The 20,961-nt window shown below is 44.0% G+C and carries 25 protein-coding genes; 16 read left to right on the top strand and 9 right to left on the bottom strand.

Going from position 1 to position 20,961, the window contains the following annotated elements; all coding sequences use genetic code 11:
• Window positions 1-7 precede the first annotated feature (7 nt).
• Genes COT43_08940 through COT43_08960 form a run of 5 tightly spaced genes read right to left on the bottom strand, consistent with a single transcriptional unit; the run spans window position 8 to window position 5,008 of the window.
• Window positions 8-1,558, bottom strand: a complete 1,551-nt coding sequence (locus COT43_08940; GenBank protein PIS27732.1) for a methylmalonyl-CoA carboxyltransferase — start codon at window positions 1,556-1,558, stop codon at window positions 8-10.
• Window positions 1,551-1,967 (bottom strand): methylmalonyl-CoA epimerase, encoded by a 417-nt coding sequence (gene mce / locus COT43_08945; protein PIS27733.1) that lies wholly within the window; start codon window positions 1,965-1,967, stop codon window positions 1,551-1,553. Before mce ends, COT43_08940 begins: the two co-directional genes overlap by 8 nt.
• Window positions 1,964-2,923 (bottom strand): methylmalonyl Co-A mutase-associated GTPase MeaB, encoded by a 960-nt coding sequence (locus COT43_08950; GenBank protein PIS27734.1) that lies wholly within the window; start codon window positions 2,921-2,923, stop codon window positions 1,964-1,966. Before COT43_08950 ends, mce begins: the two co-directional genes overlap by 4 nt.
• Window positions 2,920-3,408 (bottom strand): methylmalonyl-CoA mutase, encoded by a 489-nt coding sequence (locus tag COT43_08955; protein ID PIS27735.1) that lies wholly within the window; start codon window positions 3,406-3,408, stop codon window positions 2,920-2,922. Before COT43_08955 ends, COT43_08950 begins: the two co-directional genes overlap by 4 nt.
• A complete protein-coding gene (locus COT43_08960; protein ID PIS27736.1) occupies window positions 3,335-5,008 on the bottom strand; it encodes a methylmalonyl-CoA mutase in 1,674 nt (557 codons plus the stop codon). Before COT43_08960 ends, COT43_08955 begins: the two co-directional genes overlap by 74 nt.
• Window positions 5,009-5,558: 550 nt before the next feature.
• Here COT43_08960 and COT43_08965 point away from each other — a divergent pair.
• On the top strand, window positions 5,559-6,008 hold the full coding sequence (locus COT43_08965; protein PIS27737.1) for a hypothetical protein: 450 nt from the start codon (window positions 5,559-5,561) through the stop codon (window positions 6,006-6,008).
• Window positions 6,009-6,015: 7 nt separating this feature from the next.
• Here COT43_08965 and COT43_08970 read toward each other — a convergent pair whose 3' ends face one another.
• Both COT43_08970 and COT43_08975 read right to left on the bottom strand, forming a co-directional pair.
• A complete protein-coding gene (locus COT43_08970; GenBank protein ID PIS27738.1) occupies window positions 6,016-6,501 on the bottom strand; it encodes a hypothetical protein in 486 nt (161 codons plus the stop codon).
• A gap of 89 nt (window positions 6,502-6,590) precedes the next feature.
• Entirely contained in the window at window positions 6,591-7,643 is a 1,053-nt protein-coding gene (locus COT43_08975) for a fructose-bisphosphate aldolase (protein ID PIS27739.1), read from the bottom strand.
• Window positions 7,644-7,815: 172 nt separating this feature from the next.
• Between COT43_08975 and COT43_08980 the strand changes: the two genes are divergently transcribed.
• The 11 genes from COT43_08980 (at window position 7,816) to COT43_09030 (ending at window position 13,845) form a co-directional block, all read left to right on the top strand.
• A complete protein-coding gene (locus COT43_08980; GenBank protein PIS27740.1) occupies window positions 7,816-8,226 on the top strand; it encodes a hypothetical protein in 411 nt (136 codons plus the stop codon).
• A 23-nt stretch (window positions 8,227-8,249) separates the two neighbouring features.
• On the top strand, window positions 8,250-8,474 hold the full coding sequence (locus tag COT43_08985; protein PIS27741.1) for a hypothetical protein: 225 nt from the start codon (window positions 8,250-8,252) through the stop codon (window positions 8,472-8,474).
• A 99-nt stretch (window positions 8,475-8,573) separates the two neighbouring features.
• Window positions 8,574-9,149, top strand: coding sequence for a rubrerythrin family protein (locus tag COT43_08990; protein ID PIS27742.1), 576 nt, complete (start codon window positions 8,574-8,576; stop codon window positions 9,147-9,149).
• Between the two features lie 66 nt (window positions 9,150-9,215).
• On the top strand, window positions 9,216-9,380 hold the full coding sequence (locus tag COT43_08995) for a rubredoxin (GenBank protein ID PIS27757.1): 165 nt from the start codon (window positions 9,216-9,218) through the stop codon (window positions 9,378-9,380).
• On the top strand, window positions 9,381-10,559 hold the full coding sequence (locus COT43_09000; GenBank protein ID PIS27743.1) for an MBL fold hydrolase: 1,179 nt from the start codon (window positions 9,381-9,383) through the stop codon (window positions 10,557-10,559). It abuts the gene before it with no gap.
• 10 nt (window positions 10,560-10,569) lie between these two features.
• Window positions 10,570-11,040: a hypothetical protein gene (locus COT43_09005; protein PIS27744.1), complete on the top strand. Its 471-nt coding sequence runs from the start codon at window positions 10,570-10,572 to the stop codon at window positions 11,038-11,040.
• 74 nt (window positions 11,041-11,114) lie between these two features.
• Window positions 11,115-11,300 (top strand): hypothetical protein, encoded by a 186-nt coding sequence (locus tag COT43_09010; protein PIS27745.1) that lies wholly within the window; start codon window positions 11,115-11,117, stop codon window positions 11,298-11,300.
• Complete coding sequence (locus COT43_09015; protein ID PIS27746.1) at window positions 11,279-11,635, top strand: zinc transporter; 357 nt, start codon at window positions 11,279-11,281, stop codon at window positions 11,633-11,635. The genes COT43_09010 and COT43_09015 overlap by 22 nt, the downstream gene beginning before the upstream one ends.
• A gap of 72 nt (window positions 11,636-11,707) precedes the next feature.
• On the top strand, window positions 11,708-12,124 hold the full coding sequence (locus tag COT43_09020; GenBank protein PIS27747.1) for a hypothetical protein: 417 nt from the start codon (window positions 11,708-11,710) through the stop codon (window positions 12,122-12,124).
• Between the two features lie 12 nt (window positions 12,125-12,136).
• Window positions 12,137-12,829: a CDP-alcohol phosphatidyltransferase gene (locus COT43_09025; GenBank protein PIS27748.1), complete on the top strand. Its 693-nt coding sequence runs from the start codon at window positions 12,137-12,139 to the stop codon at window positions 12,827-12,829.
• Between the two features lie 89 nt (window positions 12,830-12,918).
• Window positions 12,919-13,845, top strand: a complete 927-nt coding sequence (locus COT43_09030) for a hypothetical protein (protein ID PIS27749.1) — start codon at window positions 12,919-12,921, stop codon at window positions 13,843-13,845.
• An 11-nt stretch (window positions 13,846-13,856) separates the two neighbouring features.
• On the opposite strand, the gene COT43_09035 is transcribed toward COT43_09030, so the two are convergent.
• Window positions 13,857-16,250: a hypothetical protein gene (locus tag COT43_09035; GenBank protein PIS27750.1), complete on the bottom strand. Its 2,394-nt coding sequence runs from the start codon at window positions 16,248-16,250 to the stop codon at window positions 13,857-13,859.
• A gap of 369 nt (window positions 16,251-16,619) precedes the next feature.
• Between COT43_09035 and COT43_09040 the strand changes: the two genes are divergently transcribed.
• The 3 genes from COT43_09040 to argH are packed head-to-tail and all read left to right on the top strand — an operon-like array spanning window position 16,620 to window position 19,587.
• Window positions 16,620-17,090 carry a hypothetical protein gene (locus COT43_09040; GenBank protein ID PIS27751.1) on the top strand — a complete coding sequence of 157 codons (471 nt, stop codon included), beginning with the start codon at window positions 16,620-16,622 and terminating at the stop codon, window positions 17,088-17,090.
• A 51-nt stretch (window positions 17,091-17,141) separates the two neighbouring features.
• Window positions 17,142-18,395, top strand: a complete 1,254-nt coding sequence (locus tag COT43_09045; GenBank protein ID PIS27752.1) for an argininosuccinate synthase — start codon at window positions 17,142-17,144, stop codon at window positions 18,393-18,395.
• Between the two features lie 4 nt (window positions 18,396-18,399).
• Entirely contained in the window at window positions 18,400-19,587 is a 1,188-nt protein-coding gene (argH, locus tag COT43_09050; GenBank protein PIS27753.1) for an argininosuccinate lyase, read from the top strand.
• 202 nt (window positions 19,588-19,789) lie between these two features.
• Here argH and COT43_09055 read toward each other — a convergent pair whose 3' ends face one another.
• Window positions 19,790-20,065, bottom strand: coding sequence for a hypothetical protein (locus COT43_09055; GenBank protein PIS27754.1), 276 nt, complete (start codon window positions 20,063-20,065; stop codon window positions 19,790-19,792).
• A gap of 491 nt (window positions 20,066-20,556) precedes the next feature.
• Here COT43_09055 and COT43_09060 point away from each other — a divergent pair, with 491 nt between their 5' ends.
• Window positions 20,557-20,946 (top strand): hypothetical protein, encoded by a 390-nt coding sequence (locus COT43_09060; GenBank protein PIS27758.1) that lies wholly within the window; start codon window positions 20,557-20,559, stop codon window positions 20,944-20,946.
• Window positions 20,947-20,961: the final 15 nt, after the last annotated feature.

Raw genomic sequence — 20,961 nt, forward strand, 5'->3', positions numbered from 1 at the left:
TTTGCTCCTATAACGGAATATTGCCATGTTTTTTCGTTGGATTATCATCGCGTTTGCTGGATAACATCTCAAGAGATTTGATCAGTTTGTATCTTGTAATTTTCGGCTCGATCACCTCATCTATATACCCTTTGGCGGCGGCAACATACGGATTGGCAAATTTATCCCGGTATTCTTCGACTTTTTTGGCAAATTTTTCTTGCGGATTTTCCGCCTCTTTTATTTCTTTGGCAAAAATGATCTCGCTGGCGCCTTGTGGGCCCATAACGGCGATCTCAGCCGAAGGCCACGCAAAACTATAGTCGCCGCGAAGTTGCTTGGAATTCATGACACAAAACGCGCCGCCATAACCCTTACGAGTGATGACTGTAATTTTAGGGACGGTCGCTTCCGCATAGGCGTAGAGCAATTTGGCGCCGTGTTTGATGATGCCGTTAAATTCCTGAATTGTACCGGGCATGAACCCGGGAACATCTTCAAAAGTAACGATCGGAATGTTAAAAGCATCGCAGAATCGGACAAATCGTGCGGCTTTATTCGACGCATTGCTGTCCAAAACGCCCGCCAATACTTTCGGCTGATTCGCTACAATGCCGACCGATTTCCCGTTCAGTCGTCCAAAACCGATTAGAATGTTCGTCGCATAAAGTTCCTGAACTTCCATAAATTCGCCTTTATCGAGAACCTTTATCAGAATATCCCGCATGTTGTAGGGCTTGTTAGGATTGTCAGGGACTACATAGTTAAGATCTTCCTCGATGCGGTCCACCGAATCATCGTTCCGATTGATCGGCGTCTCTTCCATATTATTCTGCGGTAAAAAAGTGATCAACCGGCGAATATCGGCGAACAAACTTTGCTCGTCATTATAAGTAAAATGGGTGATACCACTCTTGGTCGCATGAACGTCGGCTCCGCCCAATTCATCGGCAGACACATCTTCATGCGTAACGGTTTTGACAATTTTCGGACCGGTCAGAAACATATATGCTGAATTTCTGACCATGAAAACGAAATCGGTCAATGCCGGAGAATACGCAGCACCGCCAGCGCATGGGCCGACGATCGCGCTGATCTGCGGAATCACTCCCGAATACAACACATTTCTCAAGAATATTTCGGTATATCCGGCTAAAGAATCCACGCCCTCTTGGATTCTGGCGCCTCCGCTATCATTGATGCCTATGACGGGAGCGCCAACTTTAGCCGCCATTTCGAGAACTTTAACGACTTTCTCGCCGACAACTTTCGAAAGCGAACCGCCGAAAACCGTAAAATCGAACGAATAAACAAAAACCAATCGGCCATGAATCGTTCCATAACCCGTAACGATGCCATCGCCCATAACCTGCTTTTCTGCCATGCCAAAATCGATACATGTATGCGTTCGAAACATATCAATTTCTTCAAAACTGCTCTTATCAAGAAGAAGGTCAATACGTTCACGCGCGGTCAGTTTACCTTTTTGATGCTGTTTTTTGATCGCATCTTCCCCACCGCCAAGATGCGCCTTTTCTATTTTCTCTTTTAACTCAAGAATTTTTCTCTCACTACTCATTCACTTCTCCTGCTATCTGACAAATTTCCGTTAGCACTTTTCCGGATGATTTGGGATGTAAAAAGGCAATCTTCGACCCATTAACACCATCTCGGGGCAACTCATCGATCATAGAAACATTCATTCCCTTAAAAAATGCGATCTCATCTACGATCCCATCGCTTCGATATGCGATATGATGAAGACCCTCACCTCGCTTTTCGATAAACTTTGCTATCGGGCTTTCTGGCGAGGTTGGCTCAAGCAATTCAATACGCACTTCACCAATTTGGAAAAGCGCGGTTTTGACTTTTTGCTCCGGAACTTCTTCAATTCCAATAAACTCGAGTCTTAAAATATCCCGGTAAAATGGAACCTGCTGGTCAAGCATAGACACCGCAATTCCAATATGATCAATCTGTTTTATCATAACCAATTACTCTCTCTTAAAAATAGGTTAATTTTCCCGTTAATCAAAGAATAGGGACCATTTTTTTTCCGATAGACAGCATCGACCCACTTGTCAAGTCTATTCTCAAAATCATATTTCTGATTGATATAAGCAGACACTTTTTGGGTAAAAATTTGCCTAATTTCGGATTTGAGCCGACCTTTACGTTTATTTTGAAGAAAACCGTTATTAGAAATCTTTAAAACATAAGCATCAATAGCAGTTAACAGTTCATCGATTCCTTCATTCATCGATGCCGCTGTCATCACGACAGGCTTGATTTTTTCCGGTTGATCGGCAAATTGAATTCCGAGAACATATTCAATCTCGGCTTTGAGTTTCATTGCACCATCCCGATCCTTTTTATTAACGACAAAAATATCGCCAATTTCCATCACTCCCGCTTTCATTGCCTGAATTTCGTCGCCAAGCCCCGGAACCAAAACCAACAAAACAAGATCAGAAAGTCCGACAACCTCGATCTCAGTCTGCCCAACTCCGATTGTTTCGACAGCAATCAGATCGAACCCGGCGGCATCCAGAACTTTAATCGCATCGCGAGTTGCCTGCGCGACGCCGCCCAAATGCCCGCGCGATGCCATCGACCGGATAAATACACCTTCATCTGTGGCGTGACTCTGCATTCGCAGGCGATCCCCCAAAATCGCTCCACCAGAAAACGGCGAACTCGGATCGACTGCAATAACGGCGACTTTTTTTTGTCTATGTCTTTCGATTTCAATGATTTTATCCAGTAGCGTGCTTTTCCCTGCACCGGGCGGACCGGTAATTCCCCAAACCTGAGCATTGCCACAATGCGGATACAACGCGTCAATAAGTTTCTCTTTTTCCGGTCGGTTGTTCTCAATCCAACTGATAGCTCGCGCTATCGCACGAACATCGCCCTTAAGAATCCTTTCCGCAAGATCGTTCACCGACTGACTCGCTCCCGATTAGCTTCGATAAATTGAATGACATCAGAAATTGGAGTTCCGGGCGTAAAAATGATTTCAATGCCGTTATCTTTAAGTTGCGGAATATCGACATCGGGAATCACGCCGCCTCCAAAAACAATAATATCGCTTGCCTGCTGTTCCCGCAAAAGCCGAACGACTTTTGGAAATAATTCGTTATGCGCGCCGGACAAAAGGCTAAGTCCAACAAAATCCACGTCCTCCTGAATCGCCGTTTTGACGATCGCTTCCGGAGTCTGACGAATGCCAGTATAAATAACCTCATAACCGGCGTCTTTCAAGGCTCGGGCGACATACTTTGCTCCACGATCATGTCCGTCAAGACCGGGTTTTGCGATAAGTATTCGAATGATTTTCTTCACGACATCCTCCCTATAAAACGATCGATTCTTGATACTCGCCGAATTCTTCTCGAAGAACGTTGCAGATTTCGCCGAGAGTTGCATATTCACTCACTGCGTCGAGTATCAGCGGCATCAGATTGACTTCCGGATGTTTCGCGCCTTCCCGAAGTTCGTTCAGGCAGGATTTGACTGTGCTGGCATTCCGAATTTTCCGCACTTCAGCTATTTTTCGGATTTGAACATTTCTGAGTTCAGGATCGACTTTTAAGATTTCCTTCGGCGCTTCTTGTTCAACGGTAAATTTATTTACACCGACGATAACACGCTCTCCGCTTTCGACTTCGCGTTGATATTTATAGGCGGCGTCTTGAATTTCCTTTTGAACAAATCCGTTCTCAATCGCACGAACCATCCCGCCAAATTCTTCGATTTTGTCAATATAATTCCAAACATCGGATTCTATTTTGTCAGTCAAACTCTCAACCAAATATGATCCGGCGAGCGGATCGATACTGTTTGTCACGCCTGATTCATAGGCGACAATCTGCTGAGTCTTGAGCGCGATCCGAACGGCGTCTTCAGTCGGCAAACCCAAAGCTTCGTCTCGCGAATTCGTGTGAAGGCTCTGCGTTCCGCCAAGCACTGCCGCCAATGTCTGAATAGCGATGCGAACTATATTGTTATCCGGCTGTTGCGCCGTCAATGTGCTCCCGCCCGTCTGCGTATGGAATCGGAGCATCATCGACTTTGGGCTTTTGGCATGAAATTTTTCCTTCATAATCTTTGCCCAAATTCGGCGAGCCGCCCGAAACTTCGCCACTTCTTCCAACAGATCGTTGTGCGAATTAAAGAAAAACGACAAGCGATCCGCGAAGGCATCAACATCCATCCCCGCTTTTACTGCGGCTTTGACATATTCGATTCCATCCGCCAGCGTGAATGCAACCTCCTGAACTGCCGTTGATCCGGCTTCTCGAATATGATATCCGGAAATGCTGATCGTATTCCACTTCGGCACTTCCTGCACACAATATTCAAAAATATTAGTGATTAGTCTAAGTGATGGTTTCGGCGGGAATATATAAGTACCGCGCGCCATGTATTCTTTAAGAATGTCGTTTTGAATAGTACCGTTTATTTCTTGCTTGGAAATACCCTGCTTCTCCGCAACCGCAATATACATGGCAAGTAGAACCGCTGCCGGCGCGTTGATCGTCATGGATGTCGATACTTTATCCAACGGAATACCGTCAAACAGGATTTCCATATCCTTGAGAGTGTCTATGGCAACGCCAACTTTTCCGACTTCGCCTTCCGAGTGAGGATCGTCGGAATCGTAGCCGATCTGCGTTGGTAAGTCGAAAGCGATGGATAAACCGGTTTGTCCCTGACTCATCAAAAATTTATATCGCTGGTTGGATTCCTCCGCCGTTCCGAATCCTGCGTATTGCCGCATCGTCCAGAATCGACCGCGATACATTGTCGGCTGAACGCCGCGCGTGAATGGATATTCGCCGGGAAAACCTAATTTTTCCGAATATTCGGCGTCAGTAGTAATAGAAGGCAAATGAACGCGTTCAACCGGAATCCATGAACCCGTCATGAATTCTTTTTTACGTTCCGGATTTCTATCCGTCACTTTTTTAACAGTACCGGATTCCCAGGATTTCCGCTGATCTTCTAAGTGTTTACTTTCAGGCATAAATCATTCTCCTCGGTGTGCATATCAGGTAACTTTGGTAAATCCTCGCAAACGGTGTAAGGAATTTTTCTGGTTAAACATCTCGAACTTACCTGATCCAAAATCACTTAAGAAATTAAAGATAACGTCGGAAAAAAACAATAGCCGCAACTACGGTATAACCGACTGTGAACATTCCATTTTGGAAAAGTCGTGGACAGATTCATATAGGAAATCTGGAAATCTTGATCAATTTAGTTCTCATCTATTATTTTCCCTCCAAAACAAGCCCATTTGGGAGACTCCTGATCAAATTCTTTTAGTTAATTCCATCTTTTTCACATTTAGCCTGCTTAATTCATAAACCGCAGAGTTAATAGAGAGGACGCAGTCCCGACCGTTCGGGATTTTAATTTCTTTTTTATTTTGTTAAGTTCCACTTCGTTGTTGATTTAACTATTTGTAATTAATTATTCTCTGTATTCTCCGCGTGCTCAGCGGTGATTTATTCAGGTTAGAAATATATCGTTGCATTTGTTTTAAAATCACTCTACTTTAGCGGCAAGCAAATATGATGAAATTTCTGTTTCAAGATACATGGCTTCCTTGGATTCAAACGCACCGGATGTTGCTGGGTCTTCTCGGTGGTCTGTCAATTCTCACCTTCTTCGGCACTTTATTGGTTATTCCAATTATCCTCGCCAAGATGCCAGCGGATTATTTCGTACGGGAAGTTCACAGAGAAAAGCACAGAACGGGATTTTACCAAACAGTTCATTATTTTCTTCTGATTCTTAAAAATCTTATCGGCGTTCTATTTCTCGTCACAGGTTTTGCAATGTTGTTCATTCCAGGGCAGGGCGTATTGACGATTCTCATCGGCATTTCATTGATGAACTTTCCGGGAAAGCGCCGGCTCGAGAAAAAGATCGTTCAGAAACCGTCTGCACTTTCAGCGATTAACTGGATACGATCGAAAGCCGGTAAAGGGCATCTAATCATCGTGAATTCGGATCGTTGACCTGTTGCTATTTCTGTTTTCGGCGTTTAAACGGTGAAAGTAAAAGAAATAATCCGAGCAGGATCAGAACGACCGGCCAATATGTAAAAGATACACAAAAACCGACATAAAAAATGACTGCGATTAAGATAAGGATCAATCCGGGCACATATAATTTACTTCCTTCTTCCGCGAGTAGAAACATGAATAAAAATCCGATTCCCGGCGCCAGAATAAATGTCGGCCAGAGTTCCACGATATTCCGCCAGTCCGTCACTTCGAGATAAAGAAATAGCGCACCGATTATCAACAAAATCGATGCAGGCATGAGCAGACCGTAATTCTTCGTGTTTTGCAAAAATCCAATAACAAAGAGAAATCCGGCGCCAATGAGGATCATCGGCCAGATAACATTCCATCCATAATGGCTTCGCTGGACAAAAAAGAGGAAAATACCCATCAAAATCAGGAACACACCCAGGACAAAATTGGATGACGACTCGCGTTGACTCATCTTTCCCTCCTTCTGAAAAATGAATCAAGCCCTTTATTCAAGGGCTTGATTCCAGTTAATATTCTTGCCGACATCGAAATGCCAAAAACTTATGCGATTGTCACTTTCGCATCTAAATAGACATCTTGTACAGCATTCATGATCTCGATGCCTTCTTTCATCGGTTTCTGAAATGCCTTGCGGCCAAGAATTAATCCCATGCCGCCAGCGCGTTTGTTGATTACCGCCGTTTTAACGGCTTCAACCAAATCGTCCTCGCCGGAAGCACCGCCGGAATTGATCAATCCTGCGCGTCCCATGTAGCAACCTGCAACCTGATAACGCGTCAGATCAATCGGATGATCGGTGGTGAGTTTTTCATAAACCTTTTTGTTTGTCTTTCCGAATTTCAACGCTGTGAATCCGCCATTATTTTCGGGAAGTTTCTGCTTGATGATGTCCGCTTCGATCGTTACGCCCAGATGATTCGCCTGATTAGTCAGATCAGCGGCAACATGATAATCCTTTTCCTCGGTCTTGAAAGCATTATTTCTCAGATAGGTCCAGAGAACCGTAGCCATGCCGAGTTGATGCGCACGTTCAAATGCTTCACTAATTTCTATAATCTGCCGACGGCTTTCTTGCGAACCGAAATAGATCGTCGCACCGACAGCAACGGCACCCATATCGAAAGCCTGATCTACGCTGGCAAAAAGCGTCTGATCGTGAATATTCGGGTAAGACAGCAATTCGTTATGGTTGATCTTTAGGATGAATGGAATCTTGTGCGCGTATTTCCGTGCGACCATTCCCAAAACGCCAAGCGTCGAAGCGACAGCATTGGCACCACCTTCAATGGCAAGCCGAACGATATTTTCAGGATCGAAATAAATCGGATTCGGTGCGAATGACGCGCCAGCCGAATGTTCAATTCCCTGATCAACGGGAAGAACCGACAAATAACCTGTTTTTGCTAACCGTCCGGTATTGTACATCACCGCCATATTCCTTAACACAGGAATCGGCCGGTCACTATTTAAATGAATTCTATCCAAGAAATCCGGACCGGGTAAATGCAAATCTTCTTTCGCAATCGTTGTGCATTTGTGATTTAACAGGAATTCAGCATCCTTACCTAATAATTTTTCAATGTCATGTCTCATCATTACCTCCAATATTAAAACTGCGGAAAGATACAAAAAATATCTATCAAATTGAATGAATATTTCTTCCAATAAAGAAATTGAATACATGGAAAATATTTGAATCTATAGAGAAATAAATCTTGCAAGTGTTCTAAATTGTTATTAATTTCATTTTGTAATGATTACAAACATGGAACAAATAAAGAATCGTTTAGAAAAGCAAGGAATCAAGCCGACCTATCAACGGTTGCGGATTCTCGAATTTCTGATGTTGGCTGAAAATCATCCGAACGCCGAAACAATCTACGAAAACATCGTAAAGATTATACCGACGATATCTTGTACGACGGTTTATAACACGCTAAATCTTTTCGTTGAAAACACTTTGATTCATGGGATTACAATAACAGGAGTCGAAATCCGATATGGAATAGGTAAAGCGGATCATCACCATTTTCTCTGTAAAAAGTGCGGAAAAATTTACGATATTGAAGTTCATTGTCCGTTTGTGGATGGTGTAACCTCGGAAATAAACGGTCATCAAATTCAGGAAATTCACGGCTATTTTAAAGGTATTTGCAAAGATTGCCTTCAATCGTAAAAATGTCACACAAGGAAAATAAAATGAAAGAAAAAATAACAAAAGTCATAGAATCTATTCGTCCATATCTTCAGGCAGACGGCGGAGATGTCGAACTCGTCGAAATCACTGAAGATGGCGTCGTTAAAGTGCGTTTGACCGGCGCTTGCGGCGGCTGTCCCATGAGCACTTACACTCTTAAGATGGGAATTGAAAGCAAATTAAAATCTGAAATTTCGGATGTTATATCTGTTCAGCAAGTTGCTTAAACAATCGTAAACCGAAAATCGGAATATCGATTACCTCGAAGAGATTAAAACACATTCATTGATAGCGCCGATCATTTAACTAAGAAAGGATAAGAGATAATGAAAAGTTTGAAAGGAACCCAAACCGAAAAAAATCTGCTGATTGCTTTTGCCGGCGAATCCCAAGCACGAAATCGCTACACCTATTTTGCATCACAAGCAAAGAAAGATGGATTTGAGCAGATCGCATGGATTTTCAGTGAAACTGCCGATAATGAAAAAGAACATGCAAAACGTCTGTTCAAGTTTCTCGAAGGTGGCGAAGTCGAAATTCAGGCGGTATTTCCATCTGGCTTGATTGGTGAAACTAAAGACAATTTACAATCCGCCGCCGAAGGTGAACATTACGAATATTCAACAATGTATCCGGAATTTGCGAAAATCGCCAATGCCGAGGGTTTTACGGAAATCGCTCAGGTTTTCAAATCCATCGCTATTGCGGAAAAACACCACGAAGAAACTTTCCTTGCCCTTCGCGAAAACATACTCAAGGAGCGGGTTTTCGAACGGGAAGAGATAGTCGTTTGGAGATGCCGAAACTGCGGATATATTCACGTTGGCAAAAAGGCCCCGGAAAAATGTCCGGCTTGCGCCCATCCGAAAGACTATTTTGAACTTTTGGCGGAAAACTACTAAATTTAATTGTTTATTGATACGGAAAGTCTAAGCAGTCACATGAAAAATTTTAACAAAGGAGAAAAAATGCAAAAATATGTCTGCACCGTTTGTGGTTATGTTTATGATCCCGAAAAGGGTGACCCAGATAATGATATCAAAAGAGGAACCGCTTTTGAAGATCTCCCCGACGGGTGGGTTTGCCCGCTTTGCGGCGCTGAAAAAGAGGATTTCGAACCCGTGGAGGATTAAATGCCGCTTCAGCAACTGACGCCGGATATTTTCTTCGTCGGCGCACGCGATTGGGATAGGCGATTTTTCGATGAGCTCATCCCGCTTCCCGACGGTACGACCTATAACGCGTATTTAATCAAAGGCTCTGAAAAGATTGCATTACTCGATACCGTCGATCCTGTAAAAGAACATGTTTTGCTATCGAATCTGGAAAATTTAAATCTCCCGCTAATCGATTATGTCATCTCGCATCACGCGGAGCAAGATCATTCCGGAACGATTCTCGCGGTTTTAAAAAAATATCCGATGGCAAAAGTTGTCACAAACGCAAAGTGTCGGACACTCTTGTCCGAACATTTGCTGATTCCCGACGACAAGTTTATCGTCATTAAAGACCGCGAAACGCTCTCACTCGGCGATAAGACGCTTCAATTCATTTTTACGCCATGGGTGCATTGGCCGGAAACGATGTCCACTCTTCTTCTTGAAGACGGAATTTTATTCCCTTGCGATTTCTTTGGCTCGCATTTAGCAACGAGCGAAGTATTTGCTACCGATCCGGCGAAAGTCTATTCGTCAGCCAAGCGTTATTATGCCGAAATCATGATGCCGTTTCGTTCGATCGTGCGTCAAAATCTAGAGAAAGTCAAATCTCTTAACGTGAAAATGATCGCGCCCAGTCACGGTCCGGTTCATCGCGACCCGAACTTTATCCTCTCGGCTTATGAAGACTGGACATCAGATCGAGTCAAGAATGAGGTTGTTATTCCGTATGTTTCGATGCACGGAAGCACGGAAGCAATGGTTAACTATCTCATTGATCGGTTAATCGAGCGTGGCATAGCCGTTCAACCATTTAATTTGTCCAAAACTGACATCGGTGAATTAGCGATGGCGCTTGTCGATACTGCAACGGTCGTCGTCGGATCGCCAACAGTTATTCTCGGAGCTCATCCGCTCGCGGCTTATGCAGTTTTTCTAGCGAATTTCCTCCGGCCGAAAGCCCGCTACCTCTCGATTGTTGGAAGTTACGGTTGGGGCGGCAAAATGATCGAGCAATTGTCTGGCATGATTGGAAATCTGACTGCGGAAATTCTTCCGCCTGTGATCGCAAAAGGCTATCCGAAAGACGCAGATTTTCAGGCACTTGTCGGTCTCGCTGATCAAATTCTTGAAAAACATCATCACCTTTCGTAAGGAGGAATCGATGGGAATTTTCAACGTAAAGGATATCTTTAAGATCGCTGTAAAAATCGAGGAAAGAGGCGAAAAGTTCTATCGTGAAACTGCTAAACTTTTGAATTCTCCGAAAGTTGTCCAACTCTTCAACAAACTCGCCGATGACGAGGCTCAGCATCGCGTAACTTTCGCAAGAATGGCTGAAAAACTGGGCGAGACCGTTCAGACGGAAAACCTGCAAGATGAGTTTTACGCCTACCTGAAGGCTTACACGCAAAATCTCATCTTCGATGATGCATCGGACGATTTCTCAAAAATCAAAGACGCCAGAACCGCTCTCACTTTCGCAATCGATAAGGAACTTGATTCGGTTCTGTATTACACCGAAATTAAAAATCTGATTCCAGTCAGCGAACATGCTTTCGTAGATGAAATTATCAACGAGGAACGGCGTCACGTCGTCAACCTCTCTATACTTCGGAAAGCGCTATCAGACTGAACTGAAAAAACCGATACTTTTAAGGGCAGGTTGTTGAATTTGACTTGCCCTTTTCAATTTAGCGTGAAAAACAGATGACTCTCGAGGAAATTAGGACAAATTGCCAGAATCTAAAAGGTGCAAGGAAAGACTTCCCTTTCGATGACAAAACCCTTCTTTTTAAAATCGGCTCAAAAATGTCTGCGCTCATCTCACTGAACGCCAAAGAGATCAAAGTCAATTTAAAAGGAGAATTTCAATGGTCGGCTCGTCGTTTTTGAAGAATCAAAACCACATCACACAAGCGTTATTAGCAACGACTTTTACGTATTTAATGACTGTGCTGGGCGCGGCGGTAATTTTTCTCTTCAAAAGTATTCGTCGAAAAATTCTCGACGGGATGCTTGGCTTTGCCGCCGTATTTGCCGCCGCAACTGTGATTTTAGTTCAGCCGATACTTCCTTATGCTATGTCATTTGCCGCCGGAGCGATGATTTTTGTCGTCGTTGAGGAGCTCATCCCAGAATCCCAGATGGAAAAGAACACCGACGTCGCTACAACGGGCGCAATGATCGGTTTTGCTTTTATGATGGCATTAGATGTAGCCTTTGGGTAACTTACTTTGACATGAATCTTATTAACCCGTTCTTCGTATAAACAACCAAAAAGTCAGAATAGGACAATATAAATGAAGTTTAAAAGTATCATCCAGTTTCAGTTTGTTGCATGGCTTGGAACCTTTGTAAATCTTGGAACACTCTGGCTTCTGCACGGAAAATTCAAAATTCCCGTGCCGATTGCCGGCGCCTGTGCAATCGAAGTGGCAATTCTTCATAATTTTACATGGTACTACCTGCACACATGGAGAGATCGGGTTGAGCATACATTGCTGGATTACTTCCGCCGGTTGTGGAAATATAACCTAATCACCGCCGGAATCGATTTTTTGATCAACCTTGGAATTCTTTGGACATTGACTCATTTTTTAAATTTTCACTATCTACTTGCTGACATTCTTGGCATGGTACCCGGGCCTTCCTCCAAAATATTCGTCAACGATTTAATCATTTTTAAAAAGCCGAAACTCGAATCGAAAAACAATTAGAAAGAATATTCGATGGAAAATCAACAGAAAGCCAAACGCATCATTAACACACTTACCGGCCCGTGGGAGAAACGAAATCTTCCGAAAATGGCCGCGGCGCTTCCTCGGTGGGTCACTTCCGATCACCTGACAATTCTGGGAATTATCGCCGCATTCGTCATCAGTCTGGGTTATATCCTGACTTGGTATTCGACTTGGTGGCTGATGCTCGCCAACTTCGGATTTTTACTTCACTGGTGGGCGGACAGTCTCGACGGAACGCTGGCGCGCGTGCGTCATACCGAGCGCGAGCAATATGGCTATTTTGTCGATCATATCTGCGACGCTTTTTCGACGGTTATAATTCTCGTGGCTTTCGGTTTTTCACCACTGATGCGGCTGGATGTCGGTCTTTTTCTCATAATCGGATATTTGATGCTGAATATCTACACACATGTCGGCGCTTACTCCAAAGGTATTTTCCGTCTCAGCTACGCCAAATTCGGGCCGACGGAAGTTCGCATTCTCGTTGTACTGGTCAACACTCTTCTGGTTTTCTGGAATCCGGTCATTTTTAATCTAAATGGGAATTCGTGGTCAGTCGTGGATGTCGCGGGCGGATTTATCGCTGGATTATTCTTTATTGTTTTCGTCATTGTTTCCATCATCGACGCAATCAAATTAGATCGTCTCGATCGCGCGAAACGGAAAGCCGCAGAGAAATAGCACCCGACCATTCACTGACGAACAGTTGACCGACGCAGGGAAATATCGATATCCATCCGCGAGTCGATAGTGCAATCGACGAAATATATTTGACAATAAATTTTACAAGGGTTACCGACTTTATGAAAAAGAAATCGCTTAATACTTTCTGCCACCAACAATTGATAGAATATAGGTCAACGCTTAAACCTTTATCCATTGAGGCTTTACCAGATTTATTCTTTTTCCGCCCAATTGCCTACCTGCTCGTCAAAGCCATGCAGGCACGGCCCATAACACCCAACCAAGTTTCCACAGCTGCGATTTTTACTGGGATAAGTGGCGCCTACTTTATTTCACAGGGCACTCCTCAAAGTTATCGCACCGCTGGTTTTTGCTACTTGGCAACGGTCCTTTTAGACTGCAGTGACGGTATGCTGGCGCGTTTGAAAGGTGGCGATACGCTATTAGGGCGCATCGTGGATGGCACTATCGACTATATCAACGGAGCAGCACTTTTCCTGGGTATCGGCTTGGCTTTGCAACAGACCAATTGGCAATTTCCATTGACACTTTGGTTAATTACGTTGCTGACTCTGCTTTCGATGTTATCACACTCCATAGCAATAGACTATCAGCGCAGCCAATATATGTTGCAGGTGCTTGGCCGGCGCAATTCTATTCGTCATGACATAGAACTTTATCGGGCTGAACAGAAACGCCTTAAAAGCGGTGGCGGACAGTATCTAACGCGTTTTCTGATTTGGATATATTTACTCTATTGCAATATCCAATCGGTTTTCGAGCGCCAACCGCGAAAATTATACGAACCTACAACTTATCACAGGCTCAATCGTTACACGCTACGGATTTGGCTCAATATAGATCAGAGTAGCCACTACTTAATCTTGATTTTGAGTTTATGGTTCTTTGACTTGCGCCTTTTTATCTGGTATAATTTGATTTTCGCTAACTTGTTGTTTGTCATAATGTTATTTATCCAAAAAGCCGTCAACGCTAAACAAAAAACGATCTAAATATGCTTGGTTCATCTGCAATTCCTCACAACATTCTTGTCACCGGAGCAATCGACAAAATATATTTGTGTCCCAAATTTCGGATGATATAACCATACTTCATACTCACCTGGCGATAAAAAATCAAAACGACATGCGCCTTCTTCGTTTGTCGTAAGCGAATAACCCTTTCCCAAAGTGATCCAAACGTTACTAAGAGCCGAATCATTGGCCGTTACGTTCAGGTTTAAAAAACCTTCTGGCAGACGACGGTCTTTGCCGATTTCCTTCAGAAACGCCGTCAAAATCGCGACTGAGATTCGATTTAACTCACTCTCATAAGTCATGATTTTCTCCTTTTCGGAATTGCCAAACCAGTTAAAGTCCATGCTAATCGCCGCGCGATTCGTCTTTTGAATTTCAATCGCATTGGAAACGGATATTTTATCGGACGACGATTCTGACGCCCCTGCAATAAGCGAATCGGTCATGGCTAAAATGCGTCTGCCAGATTCGCTTCCCGAGTAAAATCCGCCAACAAAAAGAGGCGCGTCAGCATTCCAGTGTCCGAAATTCAACCGTAAATAACAGCCGCCTTCTCGAAACCGGTTACTGATTTCGACGCGTTTTTCACGACTGAGCGTCTCGTCTTTTTGTCGGACAAAATAGACTTTCGCACCCGCTTGTGTAAAAATCGCTCCAACTTTCTCTGCCAAACGCAAATTCAGGTCGGAACTTGTGAGACCATTCGATGCGACTGCGCCTTTTTCTATTCCGCCGAACGCCGGATCGAGAACCAGCACAAAATCCTGCAAAACGCCATTGGCGATCTTTTGAAGAGGAAAAAGATGAAAAGTCGATTTTCCATCATCGATAATGACATTTCCCGAGCCGCCCCAAAATCCATTTGCGCAAATCGAAGCCGTATACTCGCCAACAGATAACCCTGGAAAGAAAAAATAACCATCGGCATTCGTCGTGTCCGAAATGGCTTCCGGCAGAATCGTCACGATTGCACCAGCAACCGGCAATGAATCCTGAGCCGCGACGACCTGACCTTCAAAGAGCGTTACGTTCGTATCGGCGAATGTTACGTTTATATTCTTCTCCGCATTCCCGGACCGGAAAACAATCTGAGCAGTTGCTGGTTCGTCCGGCGAATCCAGATACACCCTTGCCTTTCCGTCTCGGATCGGCGCATGTGACACATTCAGCTTTCCGCAATCAGTAAAAACTAAGATCACATCGTCGTCCGCAACAGATTGCCAGCTAGAATCGAGCGCAGAAATTTCGATGGCAATCCGGCTCTTTCCATCAGCCGGTACTCTGTCTGTTGTAGGAGTCGCGAGAATTTCCATCGCAGGTGACGCCACGCGGAAAAAACTTTTCTTCGGAAGATTATGGTTGCCAAAAAAATTCGTCACTTCAGCCCGAACCGAATGCTGTCCGTTCTTCAGCGGATATTCCGGACGATGAACGATTAAGTTCTGCTCTGACAAATATGTTGCGGGCTTCAGTGTGTCATCAAGGAAAAAGGAGACCGATCTGCTGAAAACCTGTTCTCGCGACAACATCCACGATTTCCGCTCGTGATGTCCGTCCGAAACGCTCATTTGTATGATCGGCTGTTTATCCACTACGGTCGAATCCGGCTGAGGTTGCAGTAATTTTGCATCGGGAATTCCCGCCGCCGCCCACTGACAAATTCCAATAAATATTGCATACGCCTCTATCCTATTGTACTTTGGATTGTCAAGCATCTTTTCCTCTTTCGGATTGGAAAAAAAAGAAGATTCGAGTAAAATTCCCGGCACTTCTAACTGTCGCAGAACACCGAATCCTTCAGGATACATTAGATGATCCGAGATTAAGCCTGTTCCAATCACATCCGGGAGTCGTAAATATTCGTTCAGATTCATCAGAACATAACGCGCGATATCCAAGCTCACCGGTGAGAAATCCGCGTCGCCATGATACCATGTGGATGCGAAATTTGTATTCGGATTATTGCTTGCGTTATGATGCAGAGAAATGAACATGTCGACTCGGTTTCGATTAGCGATTACCGCACGGTCTTTAAGACTAATATCAATGTCAGCAACACGTGTCAGAATAACATTTGCACCGGCTTGTTCCAGAAATTCTTTCAGATATAAAGCAACACGGAGATTCATTTCTGCCTCACGAACGCCAGTTGGTCCACGCTTATAATTAGGAATGTGAGCATCGCCGCCGTGTCCCGGATCTAGACAAAACATCAACCCGGCTACCCATTTGGAATAAGGCGGAGGTTCATAGTTCGGCTTTTGAAGCCGATGCCATGCGCTCGAGCCGCGCCTTTGCCCATAAAATCCGCAACTCTGAATAAACACAAGCAAGCCAATGACAATCCAAGTCCCAATATTCTTCACCATCATTTTCAACATCACGTTTTCCCTCTTTTCATTTTGGAAACTTAGTTCAGAGCAGGATTAAAGACAAGGAGCCCTTAGCGAAAATTCTTCCGTTTAACCTTTAAACATTGTAAAAACGACGAACATTAATAACCGGTATGAAAGTTGGGAGAATTTATATGTCAAAATAAAAATTTCAAATGTATTTCAGGCGAATAATTTAGATTGATACATGAAACCCAAAGTTCGCCACTCCAACCAGGCTCCAAAATACAATCAACCTAATCAATCCGCCGGTGGCGGACAGGCACAATCTACCTAACTCACAAAAATAATCTTGTAGAAAAATTGCGAGAATTGTATATTTATTCGCTTTTATTGTAAATTAATACAGGCTTTAAGATGAAAAAACGTGAGAACAGAATCAGTATTATCCGAAAAATTCTAAAAACCGAACGGATTGACAGCCAAAAAAATCTAAAGAGAAGATTAGAAGAAGAAGGGTTTGAAATTACACAAGCAACATTATCTCGCGATCTGGCGGCGATGAAAGTAATGCGCGTTCCGGATGCTGATAAACGGTATATTTATACATTACCGAATCGTAGCGCAGTTTATCAAACCGCGGATGACAATTCTCCTCTGAATGCCTGTAAATCAATTGCATTCTCTCAAAATCTGGCTATACTCAAATGCCTGCCTTCCTTCGCGTCCAGCGTAGCGATGCTTGTGGACCGACTCGAAATGGAAGCAGTCGTCGGTACTGTCGCCGGAGACGATACCGTGTTAATCGTTCTGCGGGAAGACTGGACGCACAAGCATTTCCTTGACGCGCTTTTCAAACGATTACCGGAACTGCGCGACAGGATTTAGTGCCTTTCATTCGCCAAAACACAATTACAAAAGGATTAAAAAAGGAATGAAATGAAACGGGAAAAAGTTGTTCTTGCTTATAGCGGCGGTCTGGATACGTCCGTTATTCTAAAATGGTTGATCAATCAGGGATATGACGTCGTCTGCTACGTGGCGAATGTCGGACAGAAGGAAGATTTCGATGCGGTTCGAGAAAAAGCGTTGAAAACCGGCGCATCGAAAATCTATATCGAAGACCTCCGTGAGGAATTCGTCTGCAATTACATTTACCCGGCTCTTCGCGCCAACGCAATCTATGAAGGGCGTTATCTTCTCGGAACATCACTTGCCCGTCCCCTAATTGCCAAGCGGCATATAGAAATTGCGATCAAGGAAAACACGCATCGAGTTGCACACGGAGCGACTGGAAAAGGAAACGATCAGGTTCGGTTTGAATTCGCCTATTATGCACTTGACCCGAACTGCATTGTCATTTCTCCTTGGAAAAATCCAGAGTTTTTAGCGGAATTCAAAGGCAGAAGCGACATGATCGCTTATGCGCAAAAATGGGGAATCTTGGTCAAAGCTTCACTCGAAAAATCATACAGTGAAGATGAAAACCTAATGCATATCAGCCACGAGGCTGGAATCCTCGAAGATCCGTCTTTTCGCCCGCCGGAACATATTTTCAGCATGACTTCCACGCTCAAAAACACGCCAAACAAGGAAACGATCCTCGAGATTGAATTCAAAGACGGATCCCCGGTAAAACTCGTTAATCCGGCAACTCATGTCGTCAAAACTGATCCGCTCGAACTTTTCATATACGCTAATGAGATTGGAAGCAGAAATGGTGTCGGAAGAATCGATATTGTCGAAAACCGGTTCGTCGGCATCAAATCACGAGGTGTTTATGAAACTCCCGGCGCGACAATTCTGTGGGCGGCGCATCGCGATCTTGAAGGTATCGCCATGGATAAAGAGGTCATGCATCTCCGCGATATGATGATTCCAAAGTTCTCCGAGTTAATCTATAACGGATTCTGGTTTTCACCAGAAATGGATTTCCTGATGTGCACCATGGAAAAGAGTCAAGAAAAGATCGATGGAACCGTGACCGTTTCAATTTTCAAAGGCAATGTCAACGTCATCGGACGGAAATCTCCAACGTCACTGTATGATCGAGATATGTCGAGCATGGACGTTGAAGGCGGTTACAATGCCGTGGATTGTCAGGGATTTATCCGCATCAACGCCATTCGGCTGAAAGCGCACAATATCGTATTAAAAGAAAAAATGCCATATCAATGGCGCGAAAAGGAATAACACGATGAAACTGTGGCAGAAAGGAACCGCGCTCAATAAGGAAGTCGAGACATTTACAGCCGGAAAGGATTCGGTTCTCGATCACGAATTAGTACCGTTCGACTGTCTTGCTTCGAAAGCACACGCACGAATGCTCGGAAAAATCGGCATCCTCACCGAAACTGAAGTTGCAGATTTACTAAGCGGATTAGATATAATCCTGGAGTTACATGCCAAAGGCCAATTTGAAATCCGACCGGAAGATGAAGATTGTCACACGGCAATCGAAAATTTCCTGATATTGACAATCGGAAAAGTCGGTGAGAAAATCCACACCGGTCGCAGTCGCAATGATCAGGTTCTGACCGCTCTGCGGCTTTACTCCAAAGCAAAAATTGCGGAAATCATCTCCGAAGTTAAAAAACTTGTCGAAGTCATAAGAACATTCGGCGAAAAGAACAGCGACGTCGCCATACCAGGGTTCACACACACCCGAAAAGCCATGCCGTCCAGCGTGATGATGTGGGCGAGCGCTTTTAAGGATGCACTGTCAGACGACCAGGATTTGCTGAATTGTGCATTGAAATTGGTTGACCAAAATCCACTCGGAACCGGAGCGGGTTATGGCGTACCGCTGGCACTCGACCGGCAAATGACGACTAAAGAATTGCATTTTGCACGTTTGCAGACAAATCCGATTTATGCTCAGAACAGCCGCGGAAAGTTCGACGGATTCGTACTGAGTGTTCTCTCTCAGATCATGTTCGATATTAACAAAATGGCGTCCGATCTGATCCTGTTCACGATGCCCGGATTGGAATATTTCTCGCTTCCGGACGAATTTCTGACCGGCTCATCTATCATGCCGCAAAAAATAAATCCCGACGTTCTGGAATTGCTTCGCGCCGGTTATCATGAGGTCTTTGCCTATGAGATGCAGGTGCGAAACACTACCGTAAACCTTATATCCAGCTATCATCGTGATATGCAAACGACAAAAGAAGCGGTATTCCGTGGCTTTTCGTCAACCTTAATCGCCATCCGAATCTCGGAACTGGTTTTCCAAAAACTCTCAGTCAATCGCGAAAAATGTCAGGCGGCAATGACGGATGAACTATTCGCCACTGCCAAAGTCTATGAATTGGTACAAAAAGGTGTGTCGTTCCGCGAGGCTTATCGCCAGATTAGCCGGGAATTCGGAGAAGAAAAATAATTTCCGCTTTGGGGAAGCATGATATGTAATTACTCGAGCAGAATAGGAGTTAATTGTTCTAAGAACAACTAATGTTCGTTGGATCTGGGTGGATTTCTGCCTTCGGGCATTTTAACATATTTTTGGTCTAATCTACGTAAAACATCAAGAGCCGCTGGCGGATTATCATTGAGGTGTTGGCCGAAAGGAGCGAAAATAACGCCTATAGCGTTTGAAAAACCGTTGGTTTCTCTCTGCCAGCGGACATCAGCAAAGAGTTCCAGAGGCTTTTCATTTGGCATGGTCGGCGAATTATCAGGCGTAAATGTTCTTTGAGAATTTCCCCGCAATCGAAGCTAGCCCCGCCTTTACTGATATTGATAAGCAGCTTTTCGGCGCTGTAATCCGTAAAGCCGAAGAGTTTTTTCTTGCGGTAACTAACCTGAGCGCTCGGAATTTCAAACCGGTGGCATGTTCTTTTCTCGTATCCTTGAACCATTCTCAATTAACTCCTTTCGGAAATTAATTTAATCAGAGCGCGACTTGCATGGAACAGAATATTTTATCCGCTGATAAATCTTATTAATCGAAATATCATAATAAATACCTTAGGTCAAAGAGGATTTTTAAAAAAACCTTCTGAAGTTTTATTATTCCAATCCACTTCCTCGCTTATCCCAACTTTTCCCTTGACATTCATTTCAGAAATTTTTAAACTTTTTCAAAAGTGATTTAGAATTTCTGTTCTCTTACAATCGGCCAAAGTAATTCTTTATGAGAGATCAACCTACAAATGGAAAAAATTTTCTCTCTACAATGGCTCCAAAATATTCTGTGCCCGTCCAGCCGGAAGGAGCATTGCAGTCAATAACCACAAAAAAGGAGGCTAACATGCCAAAGGACAATTTGCTTTCAATTGTCATTCCGCCCGAAGTCGCAACGACCGTGCTGAATGCCATCAATGTCATCTCGACACAACTCAAACCCTATGTGATCGCGCTATCTATGGAGGAGCGCAAAGCCTTGCCGAAACTAGGCAATAAAACGATCCCATTTGTCGAAAAGGTAATTGAATATGCGGATACCGAACCGCAATTCATTCCGCCTTATCTCGATCTTGCCGAACTCAAAAGAGATTATGCCGCAGTCAACACACTGAATCTGTTCCATCGCCCGCTGAATGAGATCATTTCGAACATCAGCGACACGCTAATGGAGGAAGGTAGCGACTCGTACCGGAATTCTCTCAAATATTACGAGTCGGTCAAAACCGTCGCGAAGAATGATGTGCCCAATGCGAAAACGATTTACGAAGATTTGAAGAAACGCTTCGAAAATCAGGGCAAACGCGTTGAGCCTACGACGAAAAAAGACGAATAATTGTACTTAGTAGTT

The organism is Candidatus Marinimicrobia bacterium CG08_land_8_20_14_0_20_45_22, from assembly GCA_002774355.1.
GTDB lineage: Bacteria > Fidelibacterota > UBA2242 > UBA2242 > UBA2242 > 0-14-0-20-45-22.

Coding starts and splice junctions, on each gene's coding strand:
- COT43_09025 (PIS27748.1), top strand. CDS start 12,137: ATGGAAAATCAACAGAAAGCCAAACGCATCATTAACACACTTACCGGC.
- COT43_08975 (PIS27739.1), bottom strand. CDS start 7,643: ATGAGACATGACATTGAAAAATTATTAGGTAAGGATGCTGAATTCCTG.
- mce (PIS27733.1), bottom strand. CDS start 1,967: ATGATAAAACAGATTGATCATATTGGAATTGCGGTGTCTATGCTTGAC.
- COT43_08980 (PIS27740.1), top strand. CDS start 7,816: ATGGAACAAATAAAGAATCGTTTAGAAAAGCAAGGAATCAAGCCGACC.
- COT43_09000 (PIS27743.1), top strand. CDS start 9,381: ATGCCGCTTCAGCAACTGACGCCGGATATTTTCTTCGTCGGCGCACGC.
- COT43_08955 (PIS27735.1), bottom strand. CDS start 3,408: ATGCAACTCTCGGCGAAATCTGCAACGTTCTTCGAGAAGAATTCGGCG.
- COT43_09055 (PIS27754.1), bottom strand. CDS start 20,065: ATGGTTCAAGGATACGAGAAAAGAACATGCCACCGGTTTGAAATTCCG.
- COT43_09040 (PIS27751.1), top strand. CDS start 16,620: ATGAAAAAACGTGAGAACAGAATCAGTATTATCCGAAAAATTCTAAAA.
- COT43_09045 (PIS27752.1), top strand. CDS start 17,142: ATGAAACGGGAAAAAGTTGTTCTTGCTTATAGCGGCGGTCTGGATACG.
- COT43_09005 (PIS27744.1), top strand. CDS start 10,570: ATGGGAATTTTCAACGTAAAGGATATCTTTAAGATCGCTGTAAAAATC.
- COT43_09010 (PIS27745.1), top strand. CDS start 11,115: ATGACTCTCGAGGAAATTAGGACAAATTGCCAGAATCTAAAAGGTGCA.
- COT43_09035 (PIS27750.1), bottom strand. CDS start 16,250: ATGTTGAAAATGATGGTGAAGAATATTGGGACTTGGATTGTCATTGGC.
- COT43_08970 (PIS27738.1), bottom strand. CDS start 6,501: ATGAGTCAACGCGAGTCGTCATCCAATTTTGTCCTGGGTGTGTTCCTG.
- COT43_09015 (PIS27746.1), top strand. CDS start 11,279: ATGGTCGGCTCGTCGTTTTTGAAGAATCAAAACCACATCACACAAGCG.
- COT43_08990 (PIS27742.1), top strand. CDS start 8,574: ATGAAAAGTTTGAAAGGAACCCAAACCGAAAAAAATCTGCTGATTGCT.
- COT43_08995 (PIS27757.1), top strand. CDS start 9,216: ATGCAAAAATATGTCTGCACCGTTTGTGGTTATGTTTATGATCCCGAA.
- COT43_08985 (PIS27741.1), top strand. CDS start 8,250: ATGAAAGAAAAAATAACAAAAGTCATAGAATCTATTCGTCCATATCTT.
- argH (PIS27753.1), top strand. CDS start 18,400: ATGAAACTGTGGCAGAAAGGAACCGCGCTCAATAAGGAAGTCGAGACA.
- COT43_08940 (PIS27732.1), bottom strand. CDS start 1,558: ATGAGTAGTGAGAGAAAAATTCTTGAGTTAAAAGAGAAAATAGAAAAG.
- COT43_09020 (PIS27747.1), top strand. CDS start 11,708: ATGAAGTTTAAAAGTATCATCCAGTTTCAGTTTGTTGCATGGCTTGGA.
- COT43_08960 (PIS27736.1), bottom strand. CDS start 5,008: ATGCCTGAAAGTAAACACTTAGAAGATCAGCGGAAATCCTGGGAATCC.
- COT43_08965 (PIS27737.1), top strand. CDS start 5,559: ATGATGAAATTTCTGTTTCAAGATACATGGCTTCCTTGGATTCAAACG.